The sequence below is a fragment of the Nonomuraea sp. B12E4 genome (assembly GCF_039871825.1).
Classification (GTDB): Bacteria; Actinomycetota; Actinomycetes; order Streptosporangiales; family Streptosporangiaceae; genus Nonomuraea.
Genome location: NZ_JBDPME010000009.1, coordinates 267,221 through 290,915, shown reverse-complemented (window position 1 = coordinate 290,915; position 23,695 = coordinate 267,221). Strand labels below are relative to the sequence as shown.

Annotated in this window: 19 protein-coding genes; 3 read left to right on the top strand and 16 right to left on the bottom strand. The window is 71.8% G+C overall.

Going from position 1 to position 23,695, the window contains the following annotated elements; all coding sequences use genetic code 11:
- Positions 1–11: 11 nt before the first annotated feature.
- From ftsW to mraZ, 9 genes are all read right to left on the bottom strand, one after another.
- Complete coding sequence (ftsW, locus tag ABGB18_RS22535; RefSeq protein WP_347697529.1) at positions 12–1,286, bottom strand: putative lipid II flippase FtsW; 1,275 nt, start codon at positions 1,284–1,286, stop codon at positions 12–14.
- Positions 1,270–2,646 (bottom strand): UDP-N-acetylmuramoyl-L-alanine--D-glutamate ligase, encoded by a 1,377-nt coding sequence (murD, locus tag ABGB18_RS22530; protein WP_347697528.1) that lies wholly within the window; start codon positions 2,644–2,646, stop codon positions 1,270–1,272. Before murD ends, ftsW begins: the two co-directional genes overlap by 17 nt.
- Positions 2,643–3,701 carry a phospho-N-acetylmuramoyl-pentapeptide-transferase gene (mraY, locus tag ABGB18_RS22525; RefSeq protein WP_347697527.1) on the bottom strand — a complete coding sequence of 353 codons (1,059 nt, stop codon included), beginning with the start codon at positions 3,699–3,701 and terminating at the stop codon, positions 2,643–2,645. The genes murD and mraY overlap by 4 nt, the downstream gene beginning before the upstream one ends.
- Positions 3,698–5,491 carry a UDP-N-acetylmuramoyl-tripeptide--D-alanyl-D-alanine ligase gene (gene murF, locus ABGB18_RS22520; protein WP_347697526.1) on the bottom strand — a complete coding sequence of 598 codons (1,794 nt, stop codon included), beginning with the start codon at positions 5,489–5,491 and terminating at the stop codon, positions 3,698–3,700. Before murF ends, mraY begins: the two co-directional genes overlap by 4 nt.
- Positions 5,491–7,020: a UDP-N-acetylmuramoyl-L-alanyl-D-glutamate--2,6-diaminopimelate ligase gene (locus ABGB18_RS22515; protein ID WP_347697525.1), complete on the bottom strand. Its 1,530-nt coding sequence runs from the start codon at positions 7,018–7,020 to the stop codon at positions 5,491–5,493. The genes murF and ABGB18_RS22515 overlap by 1 nt, the downstream gene beginning before the upstream one ends.
- Before the next feature lie 40 nt (positions 7,021–7,060).
- Positions 7,061–9,712: a penicillin-binding transpeptidase domain-containing protein gene (locus ABGB18_RS22510; protein WP_347697524.1), complete on the bottom strand. Its 2,652-nt coding sequence runs from the start codon at positions 9,710–9,712 to the stop codon at positions 7,061–7,063.
- The gene (locus ABGB18_RS22505) at positions 9,709–10,365 is read right to left on the bottom strand and encodes a hypothetical protein (protein WP_347697523.1); all 657 of its coding nucleotides are present in this window, start codon (positions 10,363–10,365) and stop codon (positions 9,709–9,711) included. Before ABGB18_RS22505 ends, ABGB18_RS22510 begins: the two co-directional genes overlap by 4 nt.
- Complete coding sequence (gene rsmH / locus ABGB18_RS22500) at positions 10,355–11,335, bottom strand: 16S rRNA (cytosine(1402)-N(4))-methyltransferase RsmH (RefSeq protein ID WP_347697522.1); 981 nt, start codon at positions 11,333–11,335, stop codon at positions 10,355–10,357. Before rsmH ends, ABGB18_RS22505 begins: the two co-directional genes overlap by 11 nt.
- Before the next feature lie 217 nt (positions 11,336–11,552).
- Positions 11,553–11,984 carry a division/cell wall cluster transcriptional repressor MraZ gene (gene mraZ, locus ABGB18_RS22495; protein ID WP_106244593.1) on the bottom strand — a complete coding sequence of 144 codons (432 nt, stop codon included), beginning with the start codon at positions 11,982–11,984 and terminating at the stop codon, positions 11,553–11,555.
- Positions 11,985–12,464: 480 nt separating this feature from the next.
- Between mraZ and ABGB18_RS22490 the strand changes: the two genes are divergently transcribed.
- From ABGB18_RS22490 to ABGB18_RS22480, 3 genes are read left to right on the top strand one after another with little or no spacing between them, the layout of a single operon-like run.
- Positions 12,465–13,442, top strand: a complete 978-nt coding sequence (locus tag ABGB18_RS22490) for a MoxR family ATPase (protein ID WP_347697521.1) — start codon at positions 12,465–12,467, stop codon at positions 13,440–13,442.
- A 49-nt stretch (positions 13,443–13,491) separates the two neighbouring features.
- Positions 13,492–14,754: a DUF58 domain-containing protein gene (locus ABGB18_RS22485; RefSeq protein ID WP_347697520.1), complete on the top strand. Its 1,263-nt coding sequence runs from the start codon at positions 13,492–13,494 to the stop codon at positions 14,752–14,754.
- Positions 14,751–17,213, top strand: coding sequence for a DUF3488 and transglutaminase-like domain-containing protein (locus ABGB18_RS22480; RefSeq protein ID WP_347697519.1), 2,463 nt, complete (start codon positions 14,751–14,753; stop codon positions 17,211–17,213). The genes ABGB18_RS22485 and ABGB18_RS22480 overlap by 4 nt, the downstream gene beginning before the upstream one ends.
- 201 nt (positions 17,214–17,414) lie before the next feature.
- Here ABGB18_RS22480 and ABGB18_RS22475 read toward each other — a convergent pair whose 3' ends face one another.
- The 7 genes from ABGB18_RS22475 to ABGB18_RS22445 all read right to left on the bottom strand — a co-directional run bounded on the left by ABGB18_RS22475 (position 17,415) and on the right by ABGB18_RS22445 (position 23,599).
- On the bottom strand, positions 17,415–17,810 hold the full coding sequence (locus ABGB18_RS22475; protein ID WP_347697518.1) for a DUF3040 domain-containing protein: 396 nt from the start codon (positions 17,808–17,810) through the stop codon (positions 17,415–17,417).
- A gap of 228 nt (positions 17,811–18,038) precedes the next feature.
- Positions 18,039–19,280: a DNA polymerase IV gene (gene dinB, locus ABGB18_RS22470; protein WP_347697517.1), complete on the bottom strand. Its 1,242-nt coding sequence runs from the start codon at positions 19,278–19,280 to the stop codon at positions 18,039–18,041.
- Between the two features lie 54 nt (positions 19,281–19,334).
- Positions 19,335–20,087: a methyltransferase domain-containing protein gene (locus ABGB18_RS22465; RefSeq protein WP_347697516.1), complete on the bottom strand. Its 753-nt coding sequence runs from the start codon at positions 20,085–20,087 to the stop codon at positions 19,335–19,337.
- Between the two features lie 198 nt (positions 20,088–20,285).
- Entirely contained in the window at positions 20,286–20,642 is a 357-nt protein-coding gene (locus tag ABGB18_RS22460) for an MmcQ/YjbR family DNA-binding protein (RefSeq protein ID WP_347697515.1), read from the bottom strand.
- A 244-nt stretch (positions 20,643–20,886) separates the two neighbouring features.
- The gene (gene nusB / locus ABGB18_RS22455; protein WP_347697514.1) at positions 20,887–21,297 is read right to left on the bottom strand and encodes a transcription antitermination factor NusB; all 411 of its coding nucleotides are present in this window, start codon (positions 21,295–21,297) and stop codon (positions 20,887–20,889) included.
- A 1-nt stretch (position 21,298) separates the two neighbouring features.
- The gene (efp, locus tag ABGB18_RS22450) at positions 21,299–21,859 is read right to left on the bottom strand and encodes an elongation factor P (protein WP_347697513.1); all 561 of its coding nucleotides are present in this window, start codon (positions 21,857–21,859) and stop codon (positions 21,299–21,301) included.
- A gap of 213 nt (positions 21,860–22,072) precedes the next feature.
- A complete protein-coding gene (locus ABGB18_RS22445) occupies positions 22,073–23,599 on the bottom strand; it encodes a protein kinase (RefSeq protein WP_347697512.1) in 1,527 nt (508 codons plus the stop codon).
- Positions 23,600–23,695: the final 96 nt, after the last annotated feature.

The window sequence follows — 23,695 nt, the reverse complement described above, 5'->3', positions numbered from 1 at the left end:
TCGGTCACTCCCTAACGTTTCGCTCGGCCTTTGGTCGTAGCCCCCAGGCCCAGCCAGCTTAGGGCCCGGGCGGCCGGTCCGGGGCCACGAGCCGCCAAGGCCTCCCGCGCGCCGGGCTCATGTTTGGCGAACGACAACAGCATGCCGAGCGCGGCCAGGGTGGGTAGCAGCGAGGATCCGCCGTACGAGACCAGCGGCAGCGGGATGCCGGTGATCGGCAGCACGCCCAGCACGGCTCCCATGTTGACGGTCGCCTGCCCGACGATCCAGGCCACCATGGCGGCGGCGGCGAGCCTGGTGAAGGCGTCGTTGACCCGCATCGCCACCCGCAGCCCGGCATACCCCAGCAGTCCGAACAGCGCCACCACCATCAGCGTGCCCATCAGCCCGAGCTCCTCGCCGAGGATGGCGAAGATGAAGTCGCTCTCGCCGTGCGGCAGCCAGCTCCACTTCTGGCGGCTGCTGCCCAGCCCGAGCCCGAACCAGCCGCCGGAGCCCATCGCGATCTGTCCCTGCACCGCCTGGTAGCCGGTGTTCTGCGCGTCGGCCCACGGATTGAGGAAGGACCCGATCCGCGCCATCCGGTACGGTTCCACCTTGATCATGATGGCAGCGGCCAGCACCGCCAGCGCCATGATGCCGCCGAACAGCTTCACCGGCGCCCCGACCACCCACAGCAGGGCCAGGAAGATCATGAACAATACCAGCGTCGTGCCCAGGTCGCGGCCCAGCATGACCAGGACGGCCAGGATCGCCGTGCCGGGCATGAGCGGGATCAGCATCTGCCGCCACTCGATCCTGCCCTGCCGCGCCCGCCGGGACAGCAGGTCGGCCCCCCACAGCATGAGCCCGAGCTTGGCCGGCTCGGACGGCTGGATGGTCAGCTCGCCGATGTAGATCCACCGCTGCGCGCCCTGCTCGGACGAGCCGATGAACAGCACCATGACCAGCGCCAGGATGGACAGCGCCATCAAGGGGTAACCGGCCCAGCGGAAGAACTTGACCGGCAGGCGCGAGCAGATGTACATCACGGGCACGCCCACGGCGGCCGACACCGACTGCCGCAGGAACCACGAGAACGGGCTGCCGGTCTTCTGCAGCGCCTCGATGCTGGAGGCCGACAGCACCATCATCAGGCCGAGCGCCAGCAGCAGCGCACTGCACATGATGATCAGGTAGTAGGTGGTCAGCGGCTTGTCGAGCAGCTCCTTCAGGGTGCCGAGCTGCTCGCGGACCCAGGTTGCCGGCCCTTCCTGCTTGACCGGCCGCTCAGCGGTCGTGCTCACGTCGCCGCCTCAGCTCGCGTACGGCACGTGCGAAGGCCTCCCCCCGCGCCGGATAGTTGGCGAACATGTCCAGGGAGGCCCCCGATGGGGAGAGCAGCACGGTGTCCCCGGGTGAGGCCAGCCGGGCGGCTTCGGCGACGACTCGTTCCATCACTCCAGTCTCGCGGTCCTCTATGTCCACGACGGGGACATTCGGTGCGTGTCGCGCGATGGCTTCCGCGATCCTGCCGCGGTCGACGCCGAGCAGCACCACGCCGCGCAGCCGGGGCGCCGCCTCCCGCACCAGGTCGTCGACGTCGGCTCCCTTGAGCTGCCCGCCCGCGACCCACACGATCGACCGGTACGAGGCCAGCGCCGCCGCGGCGGCGTGCGGGTTGGTCGCCTTGGAGTCGTCGATGTAGTCGACCTCACCGATCCGGTCCACGTGCGTCAGCCGGTGGGGGTCGGGCACGAAGTCCCGCAGCCCCCTGCGTACGGCCTCGGACGGCACGCCGAGCGAGCGGGCCAGGGCGGCGGCGGCCAGCGCGTTGGCCACGTTGTGCGGGGCGAACGGGCGCACGTCCGCCAGCGTGGCGAGCTCCTCGGCCGCCTCCACCGGATCGGCCACGAACGCCCGGTCGATCAGCAGGTCCTCGACCACGCCGAGCTGCCCGCTCCTGGGCACCCGCAGGGTGAACCCGACGGCCCCGGGGTAGGGCGCGGCCAGCCGGGCGGCCTCGGGGTCGTCGGCGTTGTAGATCACGGTCCCGGCCCGCTCGTAGATGCGGGCCTTGGCGGCGGAGTAGTCCTCCATGGAGCCGTGCCAGTCGAGGTGGTCCGGGGCCAGGTTCAGGATGGCCGCGGCGTGCGGGGCCAGCGTGCTGGACCAGTGGAGCTGGAAGCTGGACAGCTCGACGGCCAGCACGTCGTACGGCTCGGCGACGGCGCGTACGACGGGCACGCCCACGTTCCCCACGGCCAGGGCCTTGCGCCCGGCGGCGAGCAGGATCGCGGTGAGCATGCGCACGGCGGTGGTCTTGCCGTTCGTACCGGTCAGCGCGAGCCAGGGGGCCGCCTGCGCGGGCCGCAGCCGCCAGGCCAGCTCCACCTCACCGACGACCTCGACCCCGGCCGCCAGCGCGGCGGCGATCATCGGGTGGTGCGGCGCCCAGCCGGTGGTGACGAGCCGGGTGGCGCCCGGCGGCGGCTCCGTAGCCCCGAACAGGGTCTCGACGCCGATCCCGGCCAGCTCCGCGGCGGCCGCGAGCTGCCGTTCGCCCTCGACCGCCTCCACGACCGTAACCCGCTCGCCGCGCTCGGCCAGCGCCCTGGCCACAGCGGTCCCGGACACGCCGAGCCCGGCCACGCACGTGAGACTCACCTGGGCATCCACTCGACGTAGAACAGCCCCAGCCCGAGCGCCGAGCAGAGCATCGCGATCAGCCAGAACCGGACCACGATCGTGGTCTCCGCCCAGCCCTTCAGCTCGAAGTGGTGCTGCAGCGGCGCCATCCGGAACACCCGTTTACCGGTCATCTTGAAGGACCCGACCTGGATGATCACCGACAGGGTGATGATCACGCACAGCCCGGCCAGGATGATCAGCAGGAGCTGCGTGCGGGTGGCGATGGCCAGCCCCGCCAGCACGCCGCCCAGGGCCAGCGAGCCGGTGTCGCCCATGAAGATCCGGGCGGGCGGGGCGTTCCACCAGAGGAATCCGATCAGCGCCCCCAGCACGGCGGCCGCCACCACCGCCAGGTCGAGCGGATCTCGCACCCAGTAGCAGTTGGGACCGAGCTGGTCGATGCAGTTGTTGCGGAGCTGCCAGTTGCCGATCAGCACGTACGCGGCCAGCACGACGCCGGTCGCGCCGCTGGCCAGGCCGTCGAGGCCGTCGGTGAGGTTCACCGCGTTGGAGAACCCAACGATCATGAACAGCACCCAGATGGTGAACCCGATGATGCCGATCGAGGGGCCGATGTCCCGCAGGAACGACAGCCGGGTCTCGGCGGGGGTGATGCCGTAGACGTTCGGCGAGCGGGTCACCAGGAAGGCGAACACCGCGCCGACGATGAGCTGCCCGAGCGCCTTGGCGCCGCTGCGCAGGCCGAGGCTGCGCTGCTTGTAGATCTTGATGAAGTCGTCGAGGAAGCCGACCAGCCCGAGCCCGGTCATCAGGAACAGCACCAGCATGCCCGACACCGTCGGGGGGTCGAGGAGGGCCAGGTGGGAGGCTCCGTAGGCGAGCAGCGAGGCCAGCACGAACACGATGCCGCCCATGGTGGGGGTGCCCCGCTTGCCGTGGTGGCCGCCCTGCTGCAGCTCCTCGCGGATCTCCTGGCCGTAGCCACGCCGCGAGAGCAGCCGGATCGCCAGCGGGGTGCCCAGCATCGAGAGGATCAGGCCCACCGCACCGGCGATGATGATGTTGTTCACTGGGGGGCACCTCCGAGCACCAGCTCAGCCGTCCGCTCCAGTCCCATGGCCCGCGGCCCCTTCACGAGCACGGCGTCGCCGGGCCGCAGCCATTGGGCGAGCTCGGCCGCCGCGGCCTCGGCGTCGGGCACGTGCACGATACGCATCGCCTGCGCAGGATACGCCGTCAGGACACCGTGCGGCCCCACCACGGGTCCGGCGACCGGTCCGCCCTGCGCGGGCAGGCCCACCGGAGCGCCGTGCCCGGGCGCCTGCCACGCCGGCGGCGGCCCACCGCCGTCCGGCACCGGCCATCCGGCCGGCCCGCCCGGGTGCGCACCGGCCGCGTACGACCCTGCCCCCTGAGGACCCGGCATTCCGGGCATTCCAGGCACCTGAGGGCCTGGCACCTGAGGATTGGGCGCCTGGGGACCCTGAGCATGCGGACCGGGCGTTTGGGGACCCAGAACCTGAGGACTGGGCGCCTGAGGACCCGGAACATGCGGGCCGGGCACCTGGGGGCCAGGAGGGTGCGGGACGCCGTTCGCGACACCCTCGGCCGCTCCGTGGGCCACCGCCTGGGCGGCCGTGCGCGCGCCCTCCAGCACCGGCCCGGCCTCCGGCCCCGCCACGATCAGCCCCGCCAGCCCCGCGCCGCCGGCCATCCGGCCCAGCTCGGCGTTGAGCTCGGGCCCGTCCTCCCCCAGCTCCCGCAGCGCCGCGATGACGGCGAAGCGCCGCCGCCCCCGGCCGACGACCGCGAACGCCTCGAAGGCCGCCCGCATCGAATCCGGATTGGCGTTGTAGGCGTCGTTGAGGACCGTCACGCCGTCGGCCCGGTCGTGCACCTCCATCCGCCATCGGCTGGCCGGAGTCGCCTGGGACAGCTCCGCGGCGATGGTGGCGACCGGCAGCCCGAGCTCGTAGGCGGCCGCGGCGGCGGCGAGCGCGTTCTCGACCGCGTGCTCCCCGTGCAGCTTGAGCGACACGTGCGCGGTGCCCGAGGGGGTGCTCAGCGTGAAGGAGGCGCGCCCGCGCACGTCCACCACGACGCCCTCGGCCCGGATCGCCGCGGACTCACCCCGCCCGAAGTAGGTGACCCGCGCGTCGGTGCGCGTGGCCATGGCCCGCACCAGGGGATCGTCGGCGTTGAGCACCGCCACGCCGGAGCGCGGCAGCGACTCCACCAGCTCGCCCTTGGCCTTGGCGATGGCCTCCTTGCCGCCGAACACGCCCAGGTGCGCGGTGCCGACGTTGAGCACCACGCCGATCTGCGGCGGCGCGATGCGGGTGAGGTCCTTGATGTGGCCGACGCTGCGGGCGGCCAGCTCCAGCACCATGAACCGGGTGTCGGCGTCGGCCCGCAGCACGGTCAGCGGGTGGCCGAGCTCGTTGTTGAAGCTGCCGACGGGGGCGATGGTCGGCCCGACCCGGGCGGTGAGCCTGGCCAGCAGGTCCTTGGTGGTGGTCTTGCCGGCCGACCCGGTCACGCCGATCACGGTGACCCGCGGCAGCGCCCGGATCTGCGCGGAGGCCAGCTCGGCCAGCGCCGCGGCGGCGTCGGGCACGATCACCCCCGGTCCCTCGACCGGCCGGGTGGCCAGCACGGCGACGGCTCCTGCCCGGATGGCCTGGGCGGCGTAGTCGTGACCGTCGACCCGCGCGCCCCGGATGGCGACGAACAGGGATCCCGGCTCCACAAGCCGCGAGTCGATCACGACGGGCCCGCGCACCACCGCGCGGGGGTCGGCCATGCCCGACAGAGCGCCCGAGGTAATTTCGGCGATCCTGGCCAGAGGCAACGGGATCATTAGTGCTTCCTGCTTTCCTTGCGTGCGTCGATCGCTTCGGCGACCACTTCGCGGTCGTCGAAGGGGATCACCTCGCCTGAAACGTACTGACCCTGCTCGTGACCCTTGCCGGCCACGACGATCATGTCGCCGTGCCCGGCCCTGGCGATTGCCAGGCCGATGGCGGCCGCGCGGTCGGGCTCAATGATCACATGAGCGCGGTCGTGCTGCGGAACGCGGAGCGCTCCTTCCATCATCGCCGCGAGGATGGCCAGCGGATCCTCCGAACGGGGATTGTCACTCGTAAAAATTGCCACATCTGCCAGCCTTGCGGCGCATTCGCCCATGATGGGCCTTTTGCCGCTGTCGCGGTCGCCGCCGCAGCCGAGCACGATCGTCAGCGTGCCCGCCGTGACGGCCCGCAGCGAGCGCAGCACCGACTCCACGGCGCCGGGCTTGTGGGAGTAGTCCACGACCGCCTGGAACTCGTCGTCGGCGCCCGTGACGCGCTGCATGCGCCCGGGGACCCCGGTGAGGGTGCCCACGCCGTGCACGGCGGTCTGCAGGGGCACGCCGGCCTCGACGAGGGTGACGACGGCGCCGAGCGCGTTGGCGACGTTGAACGGGCCCGGCAGCGAGATCTGCGCGTCCGCCTCGACCCCGCCGGGCCCGACCACCCGGAACGCGCTCCCGTCCGCGCCCAGCCTGACGTCCAGCGCCCGCCACTCCGCCTCGGGATCGCCGAGCGCGGAGTATGTGGTCATCGGCACCTTGGCCAGGCCCAGCAGCTCGCGCCCGTACCGGTCGTCGATGTTGGTCACGCCGACGCGGCTCAGCTCCGGCTGGAACAGCCGCACCTTGGTCGCGAAGTAGTCCTCGAAGTCCTTGTGGAAGTCGAGGTGGTCCTGGGAGAGGTTGGTGAACAGGGCCACGTCGTAGTAGATGCCGTCGACCCTGCCGAGCGCGAGCGCGTGGCTGGAGACCTCCATGGCGGCCGCGCTCACGCCCACCTCGCGCATGAGGGCGAACAGGCCGTGCAGCTCTGATGCCTCCGGGGTGGTGAGCCTGGGCTCGAAGCGCAGGTCGCCCGCGTGGATCTCGACCCCGCCCACCAGGCCCACCGGATGCCCGGCGGCGCGCAGGCCGGCCTCGATCATGAACGTGGTCGTGGACTTGCCGCTGGTGCCGGTGACGCCGAGGATCTGGATGTCGTGGGCCGGCTGCCCGTACACCCAGGAGGCGATCTGCCCGAGCAGGGCCCGCGGGTCGGGGACGATCAGCACCGGCAGCCCGGTCGCGACCGCCTGGTCGCGGCCCTCCGGGTCGGTGAGCACGGCCACGGCACCGCTCGCCAGCGCCTCGGCGGCGTAGGCGGCGCCGTGGGCCTGCTTGCCGGGCAGGGCCACGTAGAGGTCTCCGCGCCGGATGCCGCGGGAGTCGATGGTGACGCCGGTGATGGCGGCGTGTGGCGACCGTGACGTGCCGGAATCGGCGTCGAGCATGGTCGCGAGCCCGGTCAGCGGACGGGGCGGGCTGGTCGTGGGACGCATAGACGACGGGGGACGCACGGCGAGAGCGTACCTTCCCTGGTCACTGTCCCGCGCGCGTCCGCACCGGCGGCGCGACGGAGCCTGTGGGAGGAATCTTCTTGCTCTTGATGGCGAACGTCATCACATCCTTGAACACGGGGGCCGCGAGCTGACCGCCGAAGTGCCCGTTGCGGGGGTTTTGCAGGACCGACAGCACCACCAGCCGGGGCTTGTCGGCGGGCGCGAATCCCACGAACGAGGCAGTGTAGCCGTCGTAACGCCCCAGTTTGGCATCGTAGCGGTTGGCCGTGCCGGTCTTGCCCGCCACCCGGTAGCCGTCGATGGCGGCGGCCTGTCCGGTGCCCTCGGCGCCCACCGCGCTCTCCAGCATCGTCGCGATCTCCTTGGCAGTCGTCGTGCTCACCACCCTGGTCTGCTTACCGGGAGGAGCGGGCACGAACCTGCCCGACGGATCGGTGGTGCCCGCGACGATCTGCGGCTCGATCTTGACGCCGCCGTTGGCGATGGTCTGGTAGACGCTGGCCATCTGCAGCGCGGTCACCGACACGCCCTGTCCGTAGGCGACGGTGCAGCTCTGGCTGCCCGACCAGCTCTTGTAGTTGGGCAGCAGGCCCGCCTCGGCGCCGGGCACGCCGCCGCCCGGCTTCGAGCCGAACCCGAACGCCTTGAGCATCTCGTAAAGTCGCTGACTGCCGATCTTGCGCGCCGCCATGACCGTGCCGACGTTGCTGGACTGGGCCATGGCCTGGCGGAACGTCATCGACTCCGACTTGTGGGCGTGCGCGTCGCGCAGCACCCGGTCGGCGCACCTGATGTTGTCGGGCACCTGGAACACCGTGTCGGGGGTCACCTCCCGCGCCTCCAGGGCGGCCGCGGCGGTGATGACCTTGTTCGTGCTGCCGGGCTCGAAGACGTCGGCGGCCGCCTTGTTGACGTAGGCGGCCGCCGGGGCCTTGCGCCAGTTGTTCAGGTCGAGCTCGGGGCCGTTGGCCATGGCGATGATCTGGGCGGTCTGCACGTCCATGACGATCACCGTGCCGCTGTCGGCGCCCGACTTGCGCACCTGCTCGGTGACCGACTTCTGGGCGGCCCACTGGATGTCGCGGTCGATGGTCAGCCGCACGTCCTGGCCGTTGATCGGGGCGGTGCGCTGGCTGCTGGTCATGGGGATGCGCTGGCCGTCGCGGCCCGTCTCCACGCGCTGCTCGCCGTCCTGGCCGGCCAGCAGCTTGTTCTTGGACTGCTCCACGCCGCCGAGGCCGTCGCCGTCGTCGCCGACGAACCCGATGAGGGTGCCCGCCAGGTCGCCCGCCGGGTAGAGCCTGCGGTAGGTCTTCTTGGCCGACAGCGTGGGCACGCGGGCCTGTAGCAGGCGGGTGGACACGACGGGATCGACGTCCCGGGCCAGGAGCTGGTAGCGGGTGTCCGTCCTGGCCAGTTTGCCGGCGATCTCCTGCTCGCTCTTGCCGAGCTGGGCCGCCAGGGTCGAAATCGTTTTCGCGCGTTCGGCCGCCGGCACCTTGGACGGGTCGATCGACAGCTCGCGGGCCTCGACGGTCACGGCCAGCTCGTGGCCCTTGACGTCGGTGATCGAGCCGCGCTTGGCGGGGATCTCCTCGGTGTGCTGGCGCTGGTCGGCGGCGGCCTCCTCATAGACCTTGGAGTCGAGGCCCTGCATCTGGATCAGCCGCCCGGCGAAGATCGACAGGATGAACGTCATACCGATCAGGCCGATGTTGATCCGCCGGCGCGGGTTGCCCAGCCGCAGCACCAGCGGCGGGCGCGGCGGAGCGGGCGGCCGGCGCGGCCCTCTCGGCGGCGGCCCGTCACCGCCCCGCCCCTTGGACGCCCCGTCACCACCGCGGCCCCGGGGCGACGGCCCGTCGCCGTCGCGGCCCCGGGGTGGCGGCGGCACCTCTCCGCCGCGGCGGGCCGTCACCCGCTCACGACCGCGCCCCGGTGGCGGACCGGCGGTTCCCGGCCGGGAGCCGCCGGACTGCGTGCGGCGCAGCGGCCCGTCCTCCTGGCCGTCCCGGCGCAGCGGGTCGCCGGCCCCGGGCCGGCCCTCGTCACGGCGCGACCGCCCGCCGCGCGCCGCCGCGCCGGACCCCTCGGCCCGGCCGCCCTGGCCGCGCGACCGCTCGTCGCGTCCCCTGGCCCCCTCGTCGCGCCCCTGGAAGGCGGCCCTCCCCCGGGGCCGGTCACCGTCCCTGGCACGGTCGCCGTCGTCGCGGGAACGCCCGCGGGTGCCGTCACCGGCGTCCCCGGGTGTCCGGGAACGAGCTCCCCCGTCCCTGGACCGCGTACGAGAGCCCTCGTCCCTGGACGTCCGCCCACGAGAGTCCTCGTCCCTCGACGACCGCCCACGTGAACCCTCGTCCCGGGCGCGGTCGGAATCGTCCTGGCGGGGCCGGCCGCGCCCGGCGGGATCCTGCGGCGGCCGGCCGCGGAAGACCGGGTCGTGACCGAAGGGCAGATCGAGGGGATCGTCGTCGGAACGTTTGCGCGGCGGATCATCCGGCGGAGCCGGGCTGCCCGCCCCCTCCGAACGGGCGGAGCCTCCCTGACGCCCTGCCCGTCCCGGGCCACCGGAACCGCCCGGCGTACGACGAGCGGCGCCTGGCCCTCCCTGAGAGCCGGCGCCGCCAGCGCCGCGGCCGGGACCCTGCCCCCTGCCGCCTGAATCCCTCACCGTTCCGTGTCCACCCGGCTGGCCTGATCCCCTGCGCTGCTCCAGCCGTTGACCGTGTCCCAGTCGGTGTGCTGGCCCTGCATCTCCGCCAGCTTGGCCAGGACGTCCGGCTGCGTGTTGCGCTGGTATTGCTGCTCGATCTGATCGTTCTCCTGGCGGGCCACCGAGATCTGGTCACGCAGGGTGGCGTCGGTGATGGCGTCCTGCGCCAGCATGGTGTTGAGCAGCAGCAGGCTCACCAGGCCGCCGCAGAGCAGACCCACGACGAGCAGCACGAACGGCGCCCGCTGCCGCCGCGCGGGCCGCCGCGGCACCGGGCGCGGCGCCCCGGCCTCGGCGCGGGACCGCTCCCCGGCGCCGGCGACCCGCTTGCCGTCGGTACGCGGCCGCTCGGCGACGGACCGCCGGCCACCGACGTCCGTCCGCCCGCGCTCCGCCACGGACCGCTTGGCGTCGGCGTCGGCCCGCCCGCGCTCGCCGGCGGCCTCGACGCGCGCGCGTTCGGCCGCCGACCGCTTGGTCTCGACGTCGGGGCGCGTGTCAGGACGGGGCCGCGGCTTGGACTGGTGTGACGCCCCCGACCGACGCGTGCCCGTCTTGGGCACGGCGCGGCGGACGGGCGCACCCCGGCCGGTCTCCTGCTCAGTCGTCAACACGGATCCTCTCTGCCGCCCGTAGCCGGGCCGAGGCCGCCCGCGGGTTGCGGGCGAGCTCTTCGTCGCTCGGGAGCTCAGCTCCCCTCGTCAGGAGGCGGAACCTGGGCTGGTGAGCCGCCAGTGGAACGGGCAGCCCGGGGGGGCTGGTGTCCCTGGTTCGCGCCGTGAGGGCCTGCTTGGTGAGCCGGTCCTCCAAAGAGTGGTAGGAGAGCACGACGACTCGCCCACCCAGCGCCAGCGCGTCGAGCGCCGCGGGGAGCGCCACCTCGAGGGCGGACAGCTCCGCGTTCACTTCGATGCGCAACGCCTGGAAAGTCCTCTTGGCGGGATTACCGCCGGTGCGCCGCGTGGCGGCGGGAATCGCCTCGCGCACGATGTCCGCAAGCCGCTTAGTCGAGGTTATTGCCTCTTTGGCCCGTTCTTTGATGATCAGGCCCGCGACACGCGGGGCGAATCGTTCCTCGCCGTAGTCGCGAAGGATGCGGGTGAGCTCCGCCGCGGAATAGGTGTTGACCACCTTCTCCGCCGTCAGCTCCTGCTCGGTGTCCATCCGCATGTCGAGCGGCGCGTCATAGGAGTAGGCGAAACCCCGCTCCGCCTCGTCGAGCTGGGGCGAGGACACCCCGAGATCGAACAGCACCCCGTCGACCGTGGTGTGCCCCGCGCGGGCGAGGACGCCGGCCAGGTCGGCGGAGGAGGCGTGGACCAGGGTGATCCGCTCTGCGTAGGAGCTCAGCCTGCGGGTGGAGAACTCGATCGCGTAGGGGTCGCGGTCGATCCCGATCAGGTGCAGCGATGGGTGGGCGGCGAGCAGGGCCTCCGAGTGGCCGCCGAGGCCGAGGTTGGCGTCGACGACGACCGGCTGCGCCCCGGCCGCCGCCGGGCGGGTCAACGCCGGGCCGAGCAGCTCCAGAACGCGCTCAAGCAGCACCGGAACGTGACCGCCTGTGCTTGTGTTGTCGTCCATCTCCAACCCCCCTCTCGCGTCTGCTCGCGGATGACGCGTGTCGATCGATCGCCGGTCATTCCTGGGTCCCCACCCCGGCGCCGCCCGGCCAGGTCCCCATCCGCACCCTCTTCGTGGACGCCTGCCATCTGACACCGGGGAAGGTGCATCAGCTGCAGACAGTGGTTGCGGGTGGAGACCTCGCCGAACGACATCACCGACGGATCGACCGTGGTCACTACAAGATCCCTGGCAGCACCTCCTCCGACAGTTCGGCGAACGCCTGCTCCTGCGCGCTGAGGTAGGTGTCCCAAGCCTGCGCGTCCCAGATCTCCAGCCGGGTGTTGGCCCCGATGACGACGCAGTCACGTTCCAGCCCCGCGTATTGGCGCAGGCTCTGCGGGATCGTGATGCGTCCTTGCTTGTCTGGTTTCTCGTCGGACGCGCTGGCGAAGAAGACGCGGCTGTAGTCACGCACCGCCTTGGCGGTGACCGGGGCGGTGCTGAGAGCCTCGGTAATGCGCTGGAACTCCTCCACGGGAAAGACGTAGAGGCATCGCTCCTGGCCTTTGGTGATCACAAGACCCTCCGCCAGCTCCTCACGGTACTTAGCCGGCAGGAACAGCCGTCCCTTGTCGTCGAGACGCGGTTGATGGGTGCCGAGGAACATCGGCGCCACCTCCCGTGCCTCGTGAAGCGCTCAGCGCTGGTGCACCGGGCTCTCCACTGCGCACCACCATACTCCACTTCTCCCCACCGTCAACTGATTCGAACCGTCTTCATCATCGGTTTCCGTTGCGTTACCGCAGGTCAGAGCGATGGAGCGGAGTGGAGGGGGCCGACGGCCCGGTCAACCCTCATGGGCGTGTCGAGGGTTCAAAACGCCGTGGAAATAGGGGATCCAGCGCTTCGCCGGCCTTCCGGGAAGGTGCCGGTGGGGGAAAGTGGTGGACACCGTGCGGACGGAGTGTCACAAGATTCGCACTGCTATGCGACATGAACCAGAACATCACCGGGGTTCCCTGAATATCCACAAATGTCGCCCAAGAACCCGCAGCGTCGTAGGGTCGTACAGACAATGGAAAAGGAATGGCATGGCTCCCGCAATGGCACCGTCCGGGGCAGCCGTCGCACTTCTCATGGAGGCCTGGTGGCAGTAACCCATGACGTCCCTCCCCAGCTCGATGAGCTGGTCACCACCGCTCACCGGATCCGGCAGGCCATCGAGTCGGTGATCGAGGGGAAGAGTGACGCCGTCCGCCTCACCCTGACCGTCCTGCTGGCAGAGGGTCATCTCCTGATCGAGGACGTGCCCGGGGTCGGCAAGACCATGCTGGCCAAGGCGCTCGCCCGGTCCATCGACTGTCCCGTCCGCCGGGTGCAGTTCACTCCCGACCTCCTGCCCAGTGACATCACCGGGGTCAGCGCGTACAACCAGCAGACCCGGGAGTTCGAGTTCAAGCCCGGCCCGGTGTTCGCCAACATCGTGGTGGGTGACGAGATCAACCGTGCCTCCCCCAAGACCCAGTCCGCGCTGCTGGAGTGCATGGAGGAGCGCCAGGTCACGGTGGACGGGGTGACCTACCAGCTCGACGCGCCGTTCATGGTGATCGCCACTCAGAACCCGATCGAGATGGAGGGCACCTATCCCCTGCCCGAGGCGCAGCGGGACCGCTTCACCGCCCGGGTCGCGATGGGCTATCCCGAGCCGACGGCCGAGCTGGAGATGCTCGACGTGCACGGCGGCACCTCGCCGCTGGACAAGCTGGAGCCGGTGGCCACCACGGCCGAGGTGCGGGACCTGATCACCGCCGTCCGCGGCGTCTACGTCTCGCAGCCGGTCAAGAAATACGCCATCGACCTGGTGGTGGCCACCCGCCACTCCCCCGACCTGCGGCTGGGCGCCTCGCCCAGGTCCACGCTGCAGCTCGTACGCGCCGCCAGGGCGCACGCCGCCCTGGCGGGCCGCGACTATGTCATCCCCGACGACCTGCAGGACCTGGCCATCCCCGTGCTCGCGCACCGGCTGCTGCCCAGCGTCGAGGCCCAGGGGCAGCGCCGCCTGCCCGAGCAGGTGGTGACCGATCTCCTCAGGCGCGTGCCGGTGCCGGAGACGCGGGGCCGCTGATGCAGCGTAGCGAGGATCTCCGTCCGCGGCACGGGCTGGGTGAAGCGTCGTGAGGACCGGACTGCGGGCGTTGACCTCCAGGGGCCGGTCGTTCCTGGCCTCCGGGATCGCGGCCCTGCTGATGGCCGTCATCCTGGGCGAGAACGACCTGTTCAGGATCGGGGTGCTGGTGACGGCGCTGCCGCTGCTGGCCGCGATGGTGGTGGCGCGCACCCGCTACCGGCTGAGCTGCGCCAGGCGTCTCGACCCGCCCAGGGCGGAGGCGGGCGGCGAGGCCACCGTGACCCTGCGGCTGGAGAACGTCACCAGGCTGCCGACCGGCCTGCTGCTCATCGAGGACACGGTTCCGTACGCGCTGGGCGTGCGGCCCCGGTTCGTACTGGACCGGGTCGAGGCCAGGGGCGTGCGCGAGATCGACTACCGGGTGCGCTCGGACCTGCGCGGCCGCTACACGATCGGCCCGCTGTCGATCCGCATCGCCGACCCGTTCGGGCTGGTCGAGCTGGCCCGCTCGTTCACGATCAGCGACACGCTGGTGGTGACGCCGCACGTGGCGGCGCTGCCCCACGTACGGCTGTCGGGCGAGTGGACGGGCGGCGGCGACAGCCGTACCAGGAGCGTGGCGGCGGCCGGCGACGACGACGTGGCGCCGCGTGAATACCGGCAGGGCGACGACCTGAGGCGGGTGCACTGGCGTTCGACGGCCCGCCACGGCGAGCTGATGGTGCGCCGCGAGGAGCAGCAGTGGCAGAGCCGCGGTGCGCTCCTGCTGGACACCCGCAGGCACGCCCACCGCGGCGAGGGCCCGCGCTCGTCCTTCGAGGTGGCGGTCTCCGCCGCGGCCTCGATCGGCGTGCACCTCGCCCACGAGGGACTCGGCCTGCGGCTGGTGACCGACCAGGGCGCCGAGCACCTGACGGACACGGGCCTGAGCTGGTCGCTGCTCGACACCCTGGCCATGGTGCGCAACAGCCCCGCCCGCTCGCTGGAGATGGGCGTGTCGGCTCTGCGGCAGGGCGGCGGCGACGGGCTGATCGTGGCCGTGCTCGGCTCGCTCGATCCGGAGGAGGCACGGGAACTGGCCAGGATCAGGCACAGTGGCATCACCGGAGTGGCGGTCCTGCTCGATGTGAGCACGTGGGAGGGCGGTGAGCGGCAGGCCGCCGACGACCACCAGGCCGTGCAGACCGTCCTGGCCGGGTACGGCTGGCGCATCGTCCGGCTGCCCGCGGGCACCTCGATCGCCTCCGTCTGGCAGGACGCCGCCAACCGCGGCAGGTACGCGCTCAACCCGACCGGAGGAGCGGCATGAGGTTGACCATCGCCTCGGGGGTGGCCGCGTTCGCCGCGGCGTTCCTGCTCTACCCCCTCTTCCAGGGCGGCGCCTGGTTCTGGGCGTCGATGGGCGCGGTGCTCGCCGTGGTGGCCGCGGGCCTGCTGAGCAGCCGCCTGGCGTTGCCCGCGTGGGCGGCGCCGCTGCTGTCGGTGGCCGCGGTGTGGATCTATCTGACCCTGGTCTTCGCCTCCGACAAGGCGTGGGCGCTGCTGGTGCCGACGAAGGAGTCGGTGGCGGAGCTGATCCGGCTGCTGGGCGTCGGCTGGGACGACATCCAGCGGTTCGCCGCCCCCGTGCCGACGACCGCGGGCATCACGCTGCTGACCACCGGCGGCGTGGCACTCATCGCCATCGCCGTGGACCTGCTGGCCGCGCGGCTGCGGCGGGCGGCCCTGGCCGGGCTGCCGCTGCTGGCGCTGGCCACGGTGCCGGCCACGATTCTTTCCGACCCCATCAGCTGGCCCGCGTTCATCGTCGCCGCGCTCGGGTTCGTCAGCCTGCTGATCGCCGACGGGCGCGAGCGGGTGGGGCACTGGGGCCGGGCGGTGCTGGTGCGGCGCACCACCCGCGCGGTCACCTCACGGACCACCTCCCCGGCCACCTCACGGACCACCTCCCCGGCCACCTCGCGCACCGCCGCCGACACGAGCGGGCTGCGGCTGTCGGGCAAGCGCATCGGATTCGCCGCCATCATGCTGGCCGTACTGGTGCCGGCCCTGCTGCCGGCGATGGAGCCGGTGTCGTTCTTCACGTTCGGGGTGGGCGGCAACGGGTCGGGGCGGGGCAACTCGATCAGCATCCCCAACCCGATCGCGAACCTGAAGGGCCAGCTCGAACTGCCCGAGCCGCGCGAGGTCCTCACCTACACCAGCAACGACGACCAGCCCCGGTATCTGCGGATCTACGCGCTGGACGCGTTCGACGGCAACCAGTTCGGCATGACGGAGCCGAAGGGATCGCCGGAGAACAGGACGGAGAACGGCCCGCTGCCGCCGCCACCGGGGATAGGCCGGGACGTGAAGCTCAACAACGTGACCACGAACGTCCGGATCAGCGACGAGATCGCGCGCCTGTCGTTCCTGCCGCTGCCCTACCCGCCCCGGCGGATCCAGGCGGACGGCGACTGGCGGGCCGACGTGGACACGCTGATGGTCTTCTCCACCCGCGACGAGGCCGCGGGCCTGGAGTACGAGGTGCAGACGAGCGAACCGGCGCCGACCCCGGACCTGCTGGACTCGCTCGACGGCCTCCAGCCGACGGTGGACGGCCGGTACCTCGATTTGCCGCGGAACCTGCCTCCGGGCATCGCCGACCTGGCCACCAGGATCACCGCGGACGCCGGGACCAAGTACGAGATGGCCGTGAAGCTGCAGCAGTTCTTCACCACGGACGGCGGCTTCGAGTACGACCTGCGCACGCAGGGCCACAGCAACTCCGCGCTGCGCGACTTCCTGCTGAACGACCGGGTGGGCTACTGCGAGCAGTTCGCCGCGTCGATGGCGGTGCTGGCCAGGCTGGTGGGCATCCCATCCCGGGTGGCCATCGGCTACACCGGCGGAACGAAGGTCGGCGACCACTGGACGGTCGGCACGAACGACTCCCACTCCTGGCCCGAGCTGTATTTCGAGGGCGTGGGCTGGTTGCCGTTCGAGCCCACCCCGTCGGGGCCGCTGGGGCAGGGCAGCGCGCGGGTGCCTCTCTACTCGCTGCCCCGGCCGGAGCCCACGAGCACGTCGGCGACGCCGACGCCGGGGGCGAGCAGCTCCGCCGGCGACGAGCCGGCCGACCCGGGCGCCCGGCAGAACTCCCGCGCGCTGGACCGGGAGGGCCTGATCTCGACCGGGACGGTGCCGCAGGACGAGTCGATGCCGCTGATCGGCAAGATCGGCATCGGCGCGGGAGCCCTCGTGCTGCTGCTGCTGATCCCCGCCGGCCTGCGGCTGATCACCAGGAACCGGCGCGTGCGCGCGCTGGGCTGGAAGGTGTCGGAACCGGCGGACGACCTGACGGCCAGGATGGTGTCGGAGAAGGTCAATGCCTCGGTCGCGGCAGCGTGGTCGGAGCTCGACGACGTGCTGTACGACTACGGCATGGCCCGCCTGCCCAGCGAGACCCCGCGGGCGCTGGCCCGGCGGCTGACCCAGCAGTACGAGTTCGGCTCCGACTCGGCGGCGGCCGTCGCGGCCATCGCCTCGGCGGTGGAGCGGGCGCTGTTCGCCAGGGATCCCGGGCCGGTCGGGCCGATGGGCAAGGACCTGCGCAAGGTGCGGCAGGCGCTGGCGGCCACGGTGTCGCGCGGGCGGCGGCTGCGGGCGGTGCTGCTGCCCCCCTCGACGCTGCGGCGGCTGCGGAGGGTCGGCGAGCGCCTGCTCGACGGGTTCGACCTGCTGGAGAATGTCAAACTGCGCAGGACGGCGGCCCAGAAGGGCTCCTGAGCCGCGCAGCGGGGCGGCCCGGAAGGGCTCCCTGCGCAGGACGGCGGCCCAGTGAGGCTCGCTGCGCGTGCCGGGCGGCCCGGAAGGGCTCCCGAGGCCGGACTGATCGAGCGTGCGGCCGATCCCCCGTCAGGGGAACGGCCGCACGCTCAGTCGTCTGTCGATCGGATCCTCCGGGCTCTGGGCCGGGCCGGAGGGGGGTCAGCGCTCGTCGTGGCGACGGCGCCAGCGCTCTTCCATCCGCTCCATGAAGCTGCCCCGGTTGCGGCGGGCCTGCTTACCCGGCGGGGAGGCCGCGCCGGGGGCCGGCGGGGAGTCACCGAACCCATTCATACGTTTCCAACTGGACAGGCCCCACAGACACGCGGCGAGCATGACCACGAAACCGCCGACGCCGAGGGGGATCAGGCTCATCACCACGCCGACCATCATGATGACGACGCCGAGAGCAAAGCCGATGCTGGCCTTGATCAGGCGACGTTTGTAATGGCTGCGCGGGTCACTGATCCTTACGGTGTTGGCCCACTTCGGGTCCTCGGCGTAGAGGGCCTGCTCGATCTGGTCGAGCAAGCGCTGCTCGTGCTCAGAGAGCGGCACGGCGCCTCCCAAGGACAGCCCCAGGACGGGGAAGACGGCAACGGACGACACGGGGTGTCCGAACCTCGCGGTCGGTTATCCCCAGAATACGAGGCTGTAGACGTAGGCGAAAGCAAACGTCCAACGCAGACCAAACCGGAGGTGACGTCATGGCTCCATTGTGGCCCATCTCGCCCCCCTTCCCCCAAAATCGCGACACTGATGCACCACAAAATCCGGACATCTACGTCATGTCCCTGTGCCATCAAGCTTGCCACGTACAAGCGAAGCTGGGAGCACCGCATCCGGCCCAAATCGGCGGATCGCCTTGTCCATCGCCTGTTCGGCCTCGCGCCAGCCGGTTTCCCGCTCACCCAGACCGAGCTGACGGGTGGCCTCCTCCGCGGGCCGCAGATTCTCCATCCGGACGCCGACCAGGCGCAGACGCACCCGCTCCAGCCCGGCCGCCTGGTACAACTCACAGGCGGTGGCGTAGATCACCTGAGCCACGTCGGTCGGCTCACGCAAGGTCCGGGAACGGTTGATCGTGGTGAAATCGGCTCGGCGTAGCTTCACACTTACAGTCCTGCCCACGTGTCCGGCCTTACGCATCCGGGCCGCCACCCGCTCCGACAGCCGCAGCAGCTCTCGTCTGATCACCTCGGGGTCGTCCACGTCGGCCGCGAAGGTCTCCTCGTTGCCGATGCTCTTGTCCGGCACGTGGGAGCTCACGGCCCGATCGTCACGCCCCCAGGCCAGCTCCGCCAGGTGCCCGCCGACGGCCTGGCCGAGCTCGCGCCGCAGGGTGGCGGTCGGCACCCTGGCCAGGTCGCCGACCGTGCGGATGCCGAGGCGCACCAGGCTCTGCTCGGTGCGCTCACCCACGCCCCACAACGCCGACACGGGCAGCGGATGCAGAAAGTCCACGACCTGGCCAGCGGGCACCACCAGCAGCCCGTCGGGCTTGCACTGCTTGGAGGCGAGCTTCGCGACGAACTTGCTGCCGGCCACGCCGACCGAACACGTGATGCCGTAGCGGTCGAGGACCTGCTCCCTGATCATGGCCGCGATGGCGGCGGGCGGGCCGAGCCGCCGGCGGGCGCCGCCGACGTCGAGGAAGGCCTCGTCGGAGGCGATGGGCTCGACCAGCGGGGTGATCGCGTGGAAGATCTCCATGACGCCCCGGGAGACCTCGGCGTATTTGCCGTGACTCGGCGGGATGATCGTGGCCTGCGGGCAGAGCCGGCGCGCCCTGCTCATCGGCATCGCCGAGTGCACGCCGTGGGCCCTGGCCTCGTAGGTGGCGCTGAGCACGACCCCGCGCCCGGCGGGCGAGCCCACGATCACCGGGCGGCCGCGCAGCTCCGGACGGTCGAGCAGCTCGACGCTGGCGTAGAAGGCGTCCATGTCGACATGCAGGATCGGGCAGCCGCTGTCATCGGCCCCGCTTCGCGGAGCGGGGCCGATGCCGGTGATCTGCTTGCGAGACACGCTTCCGATTCTATCCGAACACGCGTTCTACATCGAGAGGGCCGCCAGGGCGGCTCAGGTCCTGTGCCCGAGGACGTGCAGTTGCGTGGCGATGTCCCGGAGCACGGGGTGGGTGGCGGCGGCCTGCTCCAGGGCCACCAGCGCCTCGGCGGCGCCCGGCTCCCCGTCGAGGAGCCGGCCCGGCACCAGGTCGGCGAAGACCCGCACGCCGTGGATGGCGCCGACGGCGAACCCCGTCGCGGCCAGCAGCTCGGTGAGCGTGTCGGCGGCGAAACGCCGCGGCGTGGGGTCGCGGTCGCCCCAGCTCCCCCGCGGGTCGTCCAGCACGGCCCGCGCCTCGTCGAACTGCCCCGCGAGCGCCCGGTGGATGGCGGTGGCGACCGGGTTGGCGGCCAGCACGCTCACCGCGCCGCCCCGGCGCAGCACGCCCGCGACGGCGGTCAGCGCGCTGATCGGGTCTTCGACGTATTCCAGCACGCTGTGACACAGCACCAGGTCGGCGCTGTCCCGGCTGAGCAGCTCGCCCAGGTCGGCGGCGTCGCCCTGCAACGACCGCACCCCCACGCCCCGCTCCTTGGCGCGGCGCTCCAGCGCGGCCAGCGAGTCGGGGCTGGGGTCGACGACGGTGACGTTGTGGCCGAGCGCGGCCAGCGGGACGGCGAACCCGCCGGTCCCGCCACCGGCGTCGACGATGTCGAGCCCCTCGCGACGGCTGACCGCCGTCCGCTCGGCCAGCACGGACCGCAACGCGTCCCAGACGACGGCGGTCCGCACCGCCGGGGTCCTCGTGACGCCTTCACCACGCAACGTCGGCTCCTCTTTCTGCTCACTGATCGAGTCCGCCGCACCTGGCACCGGGCGCCGCCCACCCGGCTCCGGGTGCCCGGTCCGGCTCCCTCACCCTGGCGAGCTGCTTCTTCGCGGACGGGCCCAGCCTACGCCGTACGCGCGATCGCCCGCTCGCCACCGGCCACACCGGTGACGAACAGGCCGGGTGGGGCCGCTTCAGCCGATGGGGTGGCGCCCGGCGTCGAGGTCGGCGACCAGGCGCCGGGGCGCGCGCAGCCGCCACGCCTCGGTCAGCAGCTCGCCCATCTCCCCGGCGTCCACCGCCCCGAACCGCGCCAGCACGATGGCGTGGCAGTCGTAGTGCGGCGTGGTGAAGAACTTGGCGGGCTCGGAGGCGACGAGCCCCGCCTTCTCCTCCTCGGTGCCCAGCGGCAGCACCAGGACGTCGCCCTCTTCCCCGATCCGGGCGAACCACTTGCCCCGCACGTAGAAGGCGGGGGTGCCGTACATGGTCTTCTCCGTGGTCTCCGGCAGCGTCAGCGCGATCCGGCGGACGTCGTCTTCGGTCACCATGGGGACACAGTAGCCGGGACGCCGGAGCACGGCACGGGGCCCGGACACGGAAAATGGCGCGTCGCGGCTGGTGACGCGCCACTTCTCCGTACGGCTCGGGCCCCGGCGACACGGTCAGGCTCGCCTCCGAGGGCGGAGCGAGGCCTGACCGCGCAACGGCGTCCCTCGCCTCCGCGAGCCGTGCAGGCCGGCGTGGTTGGAACGTACCCCTAATCCGCGGATCTGACCGCGCCGAACGGGGTGTCTAAAGGGTGAGGCTTGGCTTGAGTTGCTTGAACCGGGCCAGCAGCCCGTTGACGAACTGGGGCGACTCGTCGGTCGAGAGCTCGCCCGCCAGGTGCACCCACTCGCTGATGACCACACCCTCGGGCACGCCCGGCATCCACAGCAGCTCGTACGTGCCGCCGCGCAGCAGGTTACGGTCGACGGCGGGCATACGGTCGAGCGTCCACCCCTCGGCGTAGGTGGTGATCAGCTCGTCGATGCGCGCGTGCTGCTTGGCGACGCCCTCGACGATGGCCGTGGTGTACTCGTTGACCGGGGGGTCCCGCCGCTCCACCCGCTCGGCGAGGATCGTGAGCGGATCCTCGCCGCGCAGCTCCGCCTCGAAGAGGATGTCGAGCGCCCGCCTGCGTGCCTTGCCGCGTGCCGACACCTCAGGCCCGGCCGAGGTATTCGCCGGTGCGGGTGTCGACCTTGACCTTCTCCCCGGTGGTGATGAACAGCGGAACCTTGATCTCGGCGCCGGTCTCCAGCGTGGCGGGCTTGGTGCCGCCGGTGGAGCGGTCGCCCTGCAGGCCGGGCTCGGTGCTGGAGATGGTCAGCTCGGCGGCGGCGGGCAGGTCCACGTAGAGCGCGGAGCCCTCGTTGAACGCGACCGTGGCCAGAGTGTTCTCCAGCATGTAGTTGGCGGCGGCGCCGACGGTGCCGCTGGGCACGTTGACCATGTCGTAGGTCTCGGTGTCCATGAACACGAACTCGTCGCCGTCCTTGTAGGAGAACTGCATCTCCCGCTTGTCGACGTTGGCCACCTCGACCTTGACACCGGCGTTGAAGGTCTTGTCGACGACCTTGCCGGAGAGCACATTCTTGAGCTTGGTGCGCACGAACGCGCCGCCCTTGCCCGGCTTGACGTGCTGGAACTCCACAACGGCCCAGAGCTCACCACCGTCGAGCTTCAGCACAATGCCGTTCTTGAGGTCGTTGGTCGTCGCCACTCGTTCTTCTCCCGCGTGCGGCCGCTCTTAGGGACGAGCAGCTCCTTGGTCGTTTCCGTGAAAAGTTCCGGCCCGCCCTCACGTGTCACGAGGGTGTCCCCGATGCGAACCCCCGCCCTGACCCGGGAGGTAGACCCCAGGCTCGACGGTGATCGGAACTCGATCCTCTAGTCTACCGGTCCGAGCGGGGCCGAGGAACGGATCCTCGTACGGTCAGCGTTGCGGCAGGCTCCATTTGCGCACGAAATCGGGCAGCGGCCCGCTCGGCTCCAGCTCGTTCTCCCGCTGGGCCTTGCCGAGGTCCTCGTACATGTGCCTGATCTCGTCGAGCGCCGGCCCGACGTGCCCCTCGTCGAACCGCCTCCCGGCCTTCCTGAGCTTGTCGCGCGCCCTGGCCGCGGCCCGCGGGCTGATCCCGTTCAGCGCCTGCTGGCTCATCAGCGCCTCGTCGAACGCCTCCAGCCACCTGCCCCACCCGCCCGGCGGGACCGCGCCGCCGAGGCTCTCGTTGGCCGGCTCCGTCCCGCGCAGGACGTCGCCCGGCCCGAGGGTGCTCACGGGGCCGGGGGTCGCCTCGGCGGCGGGCGGCTCGCTGGGCGGCTCCGTGGAGGACGGCAGGGACGGCAGGATCTCGGGCTGGGTGACCGGCGCGAAGGTCGGGGTGGGGGTGGCCACCGGCTCCTGCCGGGCTCCGGCCCACACGACCATGCCCACGCTCACCAGCGCGATGATCGCCACGGCCGCGCCGAGCTGGAGGAACAGCTTGCGGTTCGAGGAGGCCTCGGGCGGCAGGTCACCGGCCTGGTAGATCGCGGTGTCACCGGCGCGCGGCCCGGGGCGCCCGTACGAGGCGGTGACGCCCGGCCGCGTCTGACCGACTTCACGCAAGGAGACGCCGGTGACGGGCGGGGCGACACCGGTGACGGGCGGGGCGGCCGGGTTGGCGCGCGGCCTGGCGATGGCGGCCAGCGCCCGCCGGATCGCCTCCCCGCTGGCCGGCCGCCGGGCGGGCTCCGCGGCGAGCATGGCCAGCACCAGCCGGTCGAGCTCGGCGGACACCTCGGGCCTGATCGCGCTGGGCGGGGCGGGCTCGGCCCGGATCTCGCCCGACTCCCCGGCGGGGTTCGGCGGCTGTTCGCCGGACGGCGGGCGCCCGCACAGCAGCTCGTAGAGGACGCATCCGAGCCCGTACAGGTCTCCGGGAGCCTGCGCCGGCTGCCCGGCCGCCCGCTCGGGCGCCAGGTGTCCGGGCGGGCCCGGCTCGCGGCCGTCCATCCCGAAACCGACGACCTTGAGCACACCGCTCCCGGCCCGCCGGAAGCTGTCGGGATTGACCTGCCCGTGCACGACCCCGGCCCGGTGGGCGGCGTCGAGCCCGGCCGCCGCCTGCCCGATCAGGTCGCACACGTCGATGACGGGCATCGGCCCCCGGGCGGCCAGCTCCTCGCCGAGGCTGAGCCCGGTGAGGTACTCCATCACCAGGAACGGCCGCCCGTCCTGGTCGCCGACGTCCAGCACCATGGCGACGTTCGGGTGGATCACCTTGGCGACGGCCTGGGCGTGCTGCCGCAGCACCTCCCGTGTGGCGGCCCCCGCCGCCCGGGCGCCGAGCACCTTCACCGCGACCACCCAGTCGGCCCGCGTGTCGTAGCCCCGCCACACCTCGCCCATCGGCCCGCTGTCGATGCGCTCGTCAAGCCGGTACCGGTCAGCGACCAAGGACGGCGTCGCGTCGGACATATCCCCGCCAAATACTCGAATATAGGATTTCCGACAACCATAGGCCCCCGCAGCCTCCCGTGCCCCGCCATCGGCGCTGACGGCACAAGGGCGTGC

Bases quoted from the DNA above. Each gene is read 5' to 3' on its own strand.
- murF (WP_347697526.1), bottom strand. From the start codon at position 5,491: ATGATCCCGTTGCCTCTGGCCAGGATCGCCGAAATTACCTCGGGCGCT.
- ABGB18_RS22515 (WP_347697525.1), bottom strand. From the start codon at position 7,020: ATGCGTCCCACGACCAGCCCGCCCCGTCCGCTGACCGGGCTCGCGACC.
- rsmH (WP_347697522.1), bottom strand. From the start codon at position 11,335: ATGGACGACAACACAAGCACAGGCGGTCACGTTCCGGTGCTGCTTGAG.
- mraZ (WP_106244593.1), bottom strand. From the start codon at position 11,984: ATGTTCCTCGGCACCCATCAACCGCGTCTCGACGACAAGGGACGGCTG.
- ABGB18_RS22480 (WP_347697519.1), top strand. From the start codon at position 14,751: ATGAGGTTGACCATCGCCTCGGGGGTGGCCGCGTTCGCCGCGGCGTTC.
- ABGB18_RS22460 (WP_347697515.1), bottom strand. From the start codon at position 20,642: ATGGTGACCGAAGACGACGTCCGCCGGATCGCGCTGACGCTGCCGGAG.
- ABGB18_RS22445 (WP_347697512.1), bottom strand. From the start codon at position 23,599: ATGTCCGACGCGACGCCGTCCTTGGTCGCTGACCGGTACCGGCTTGAC.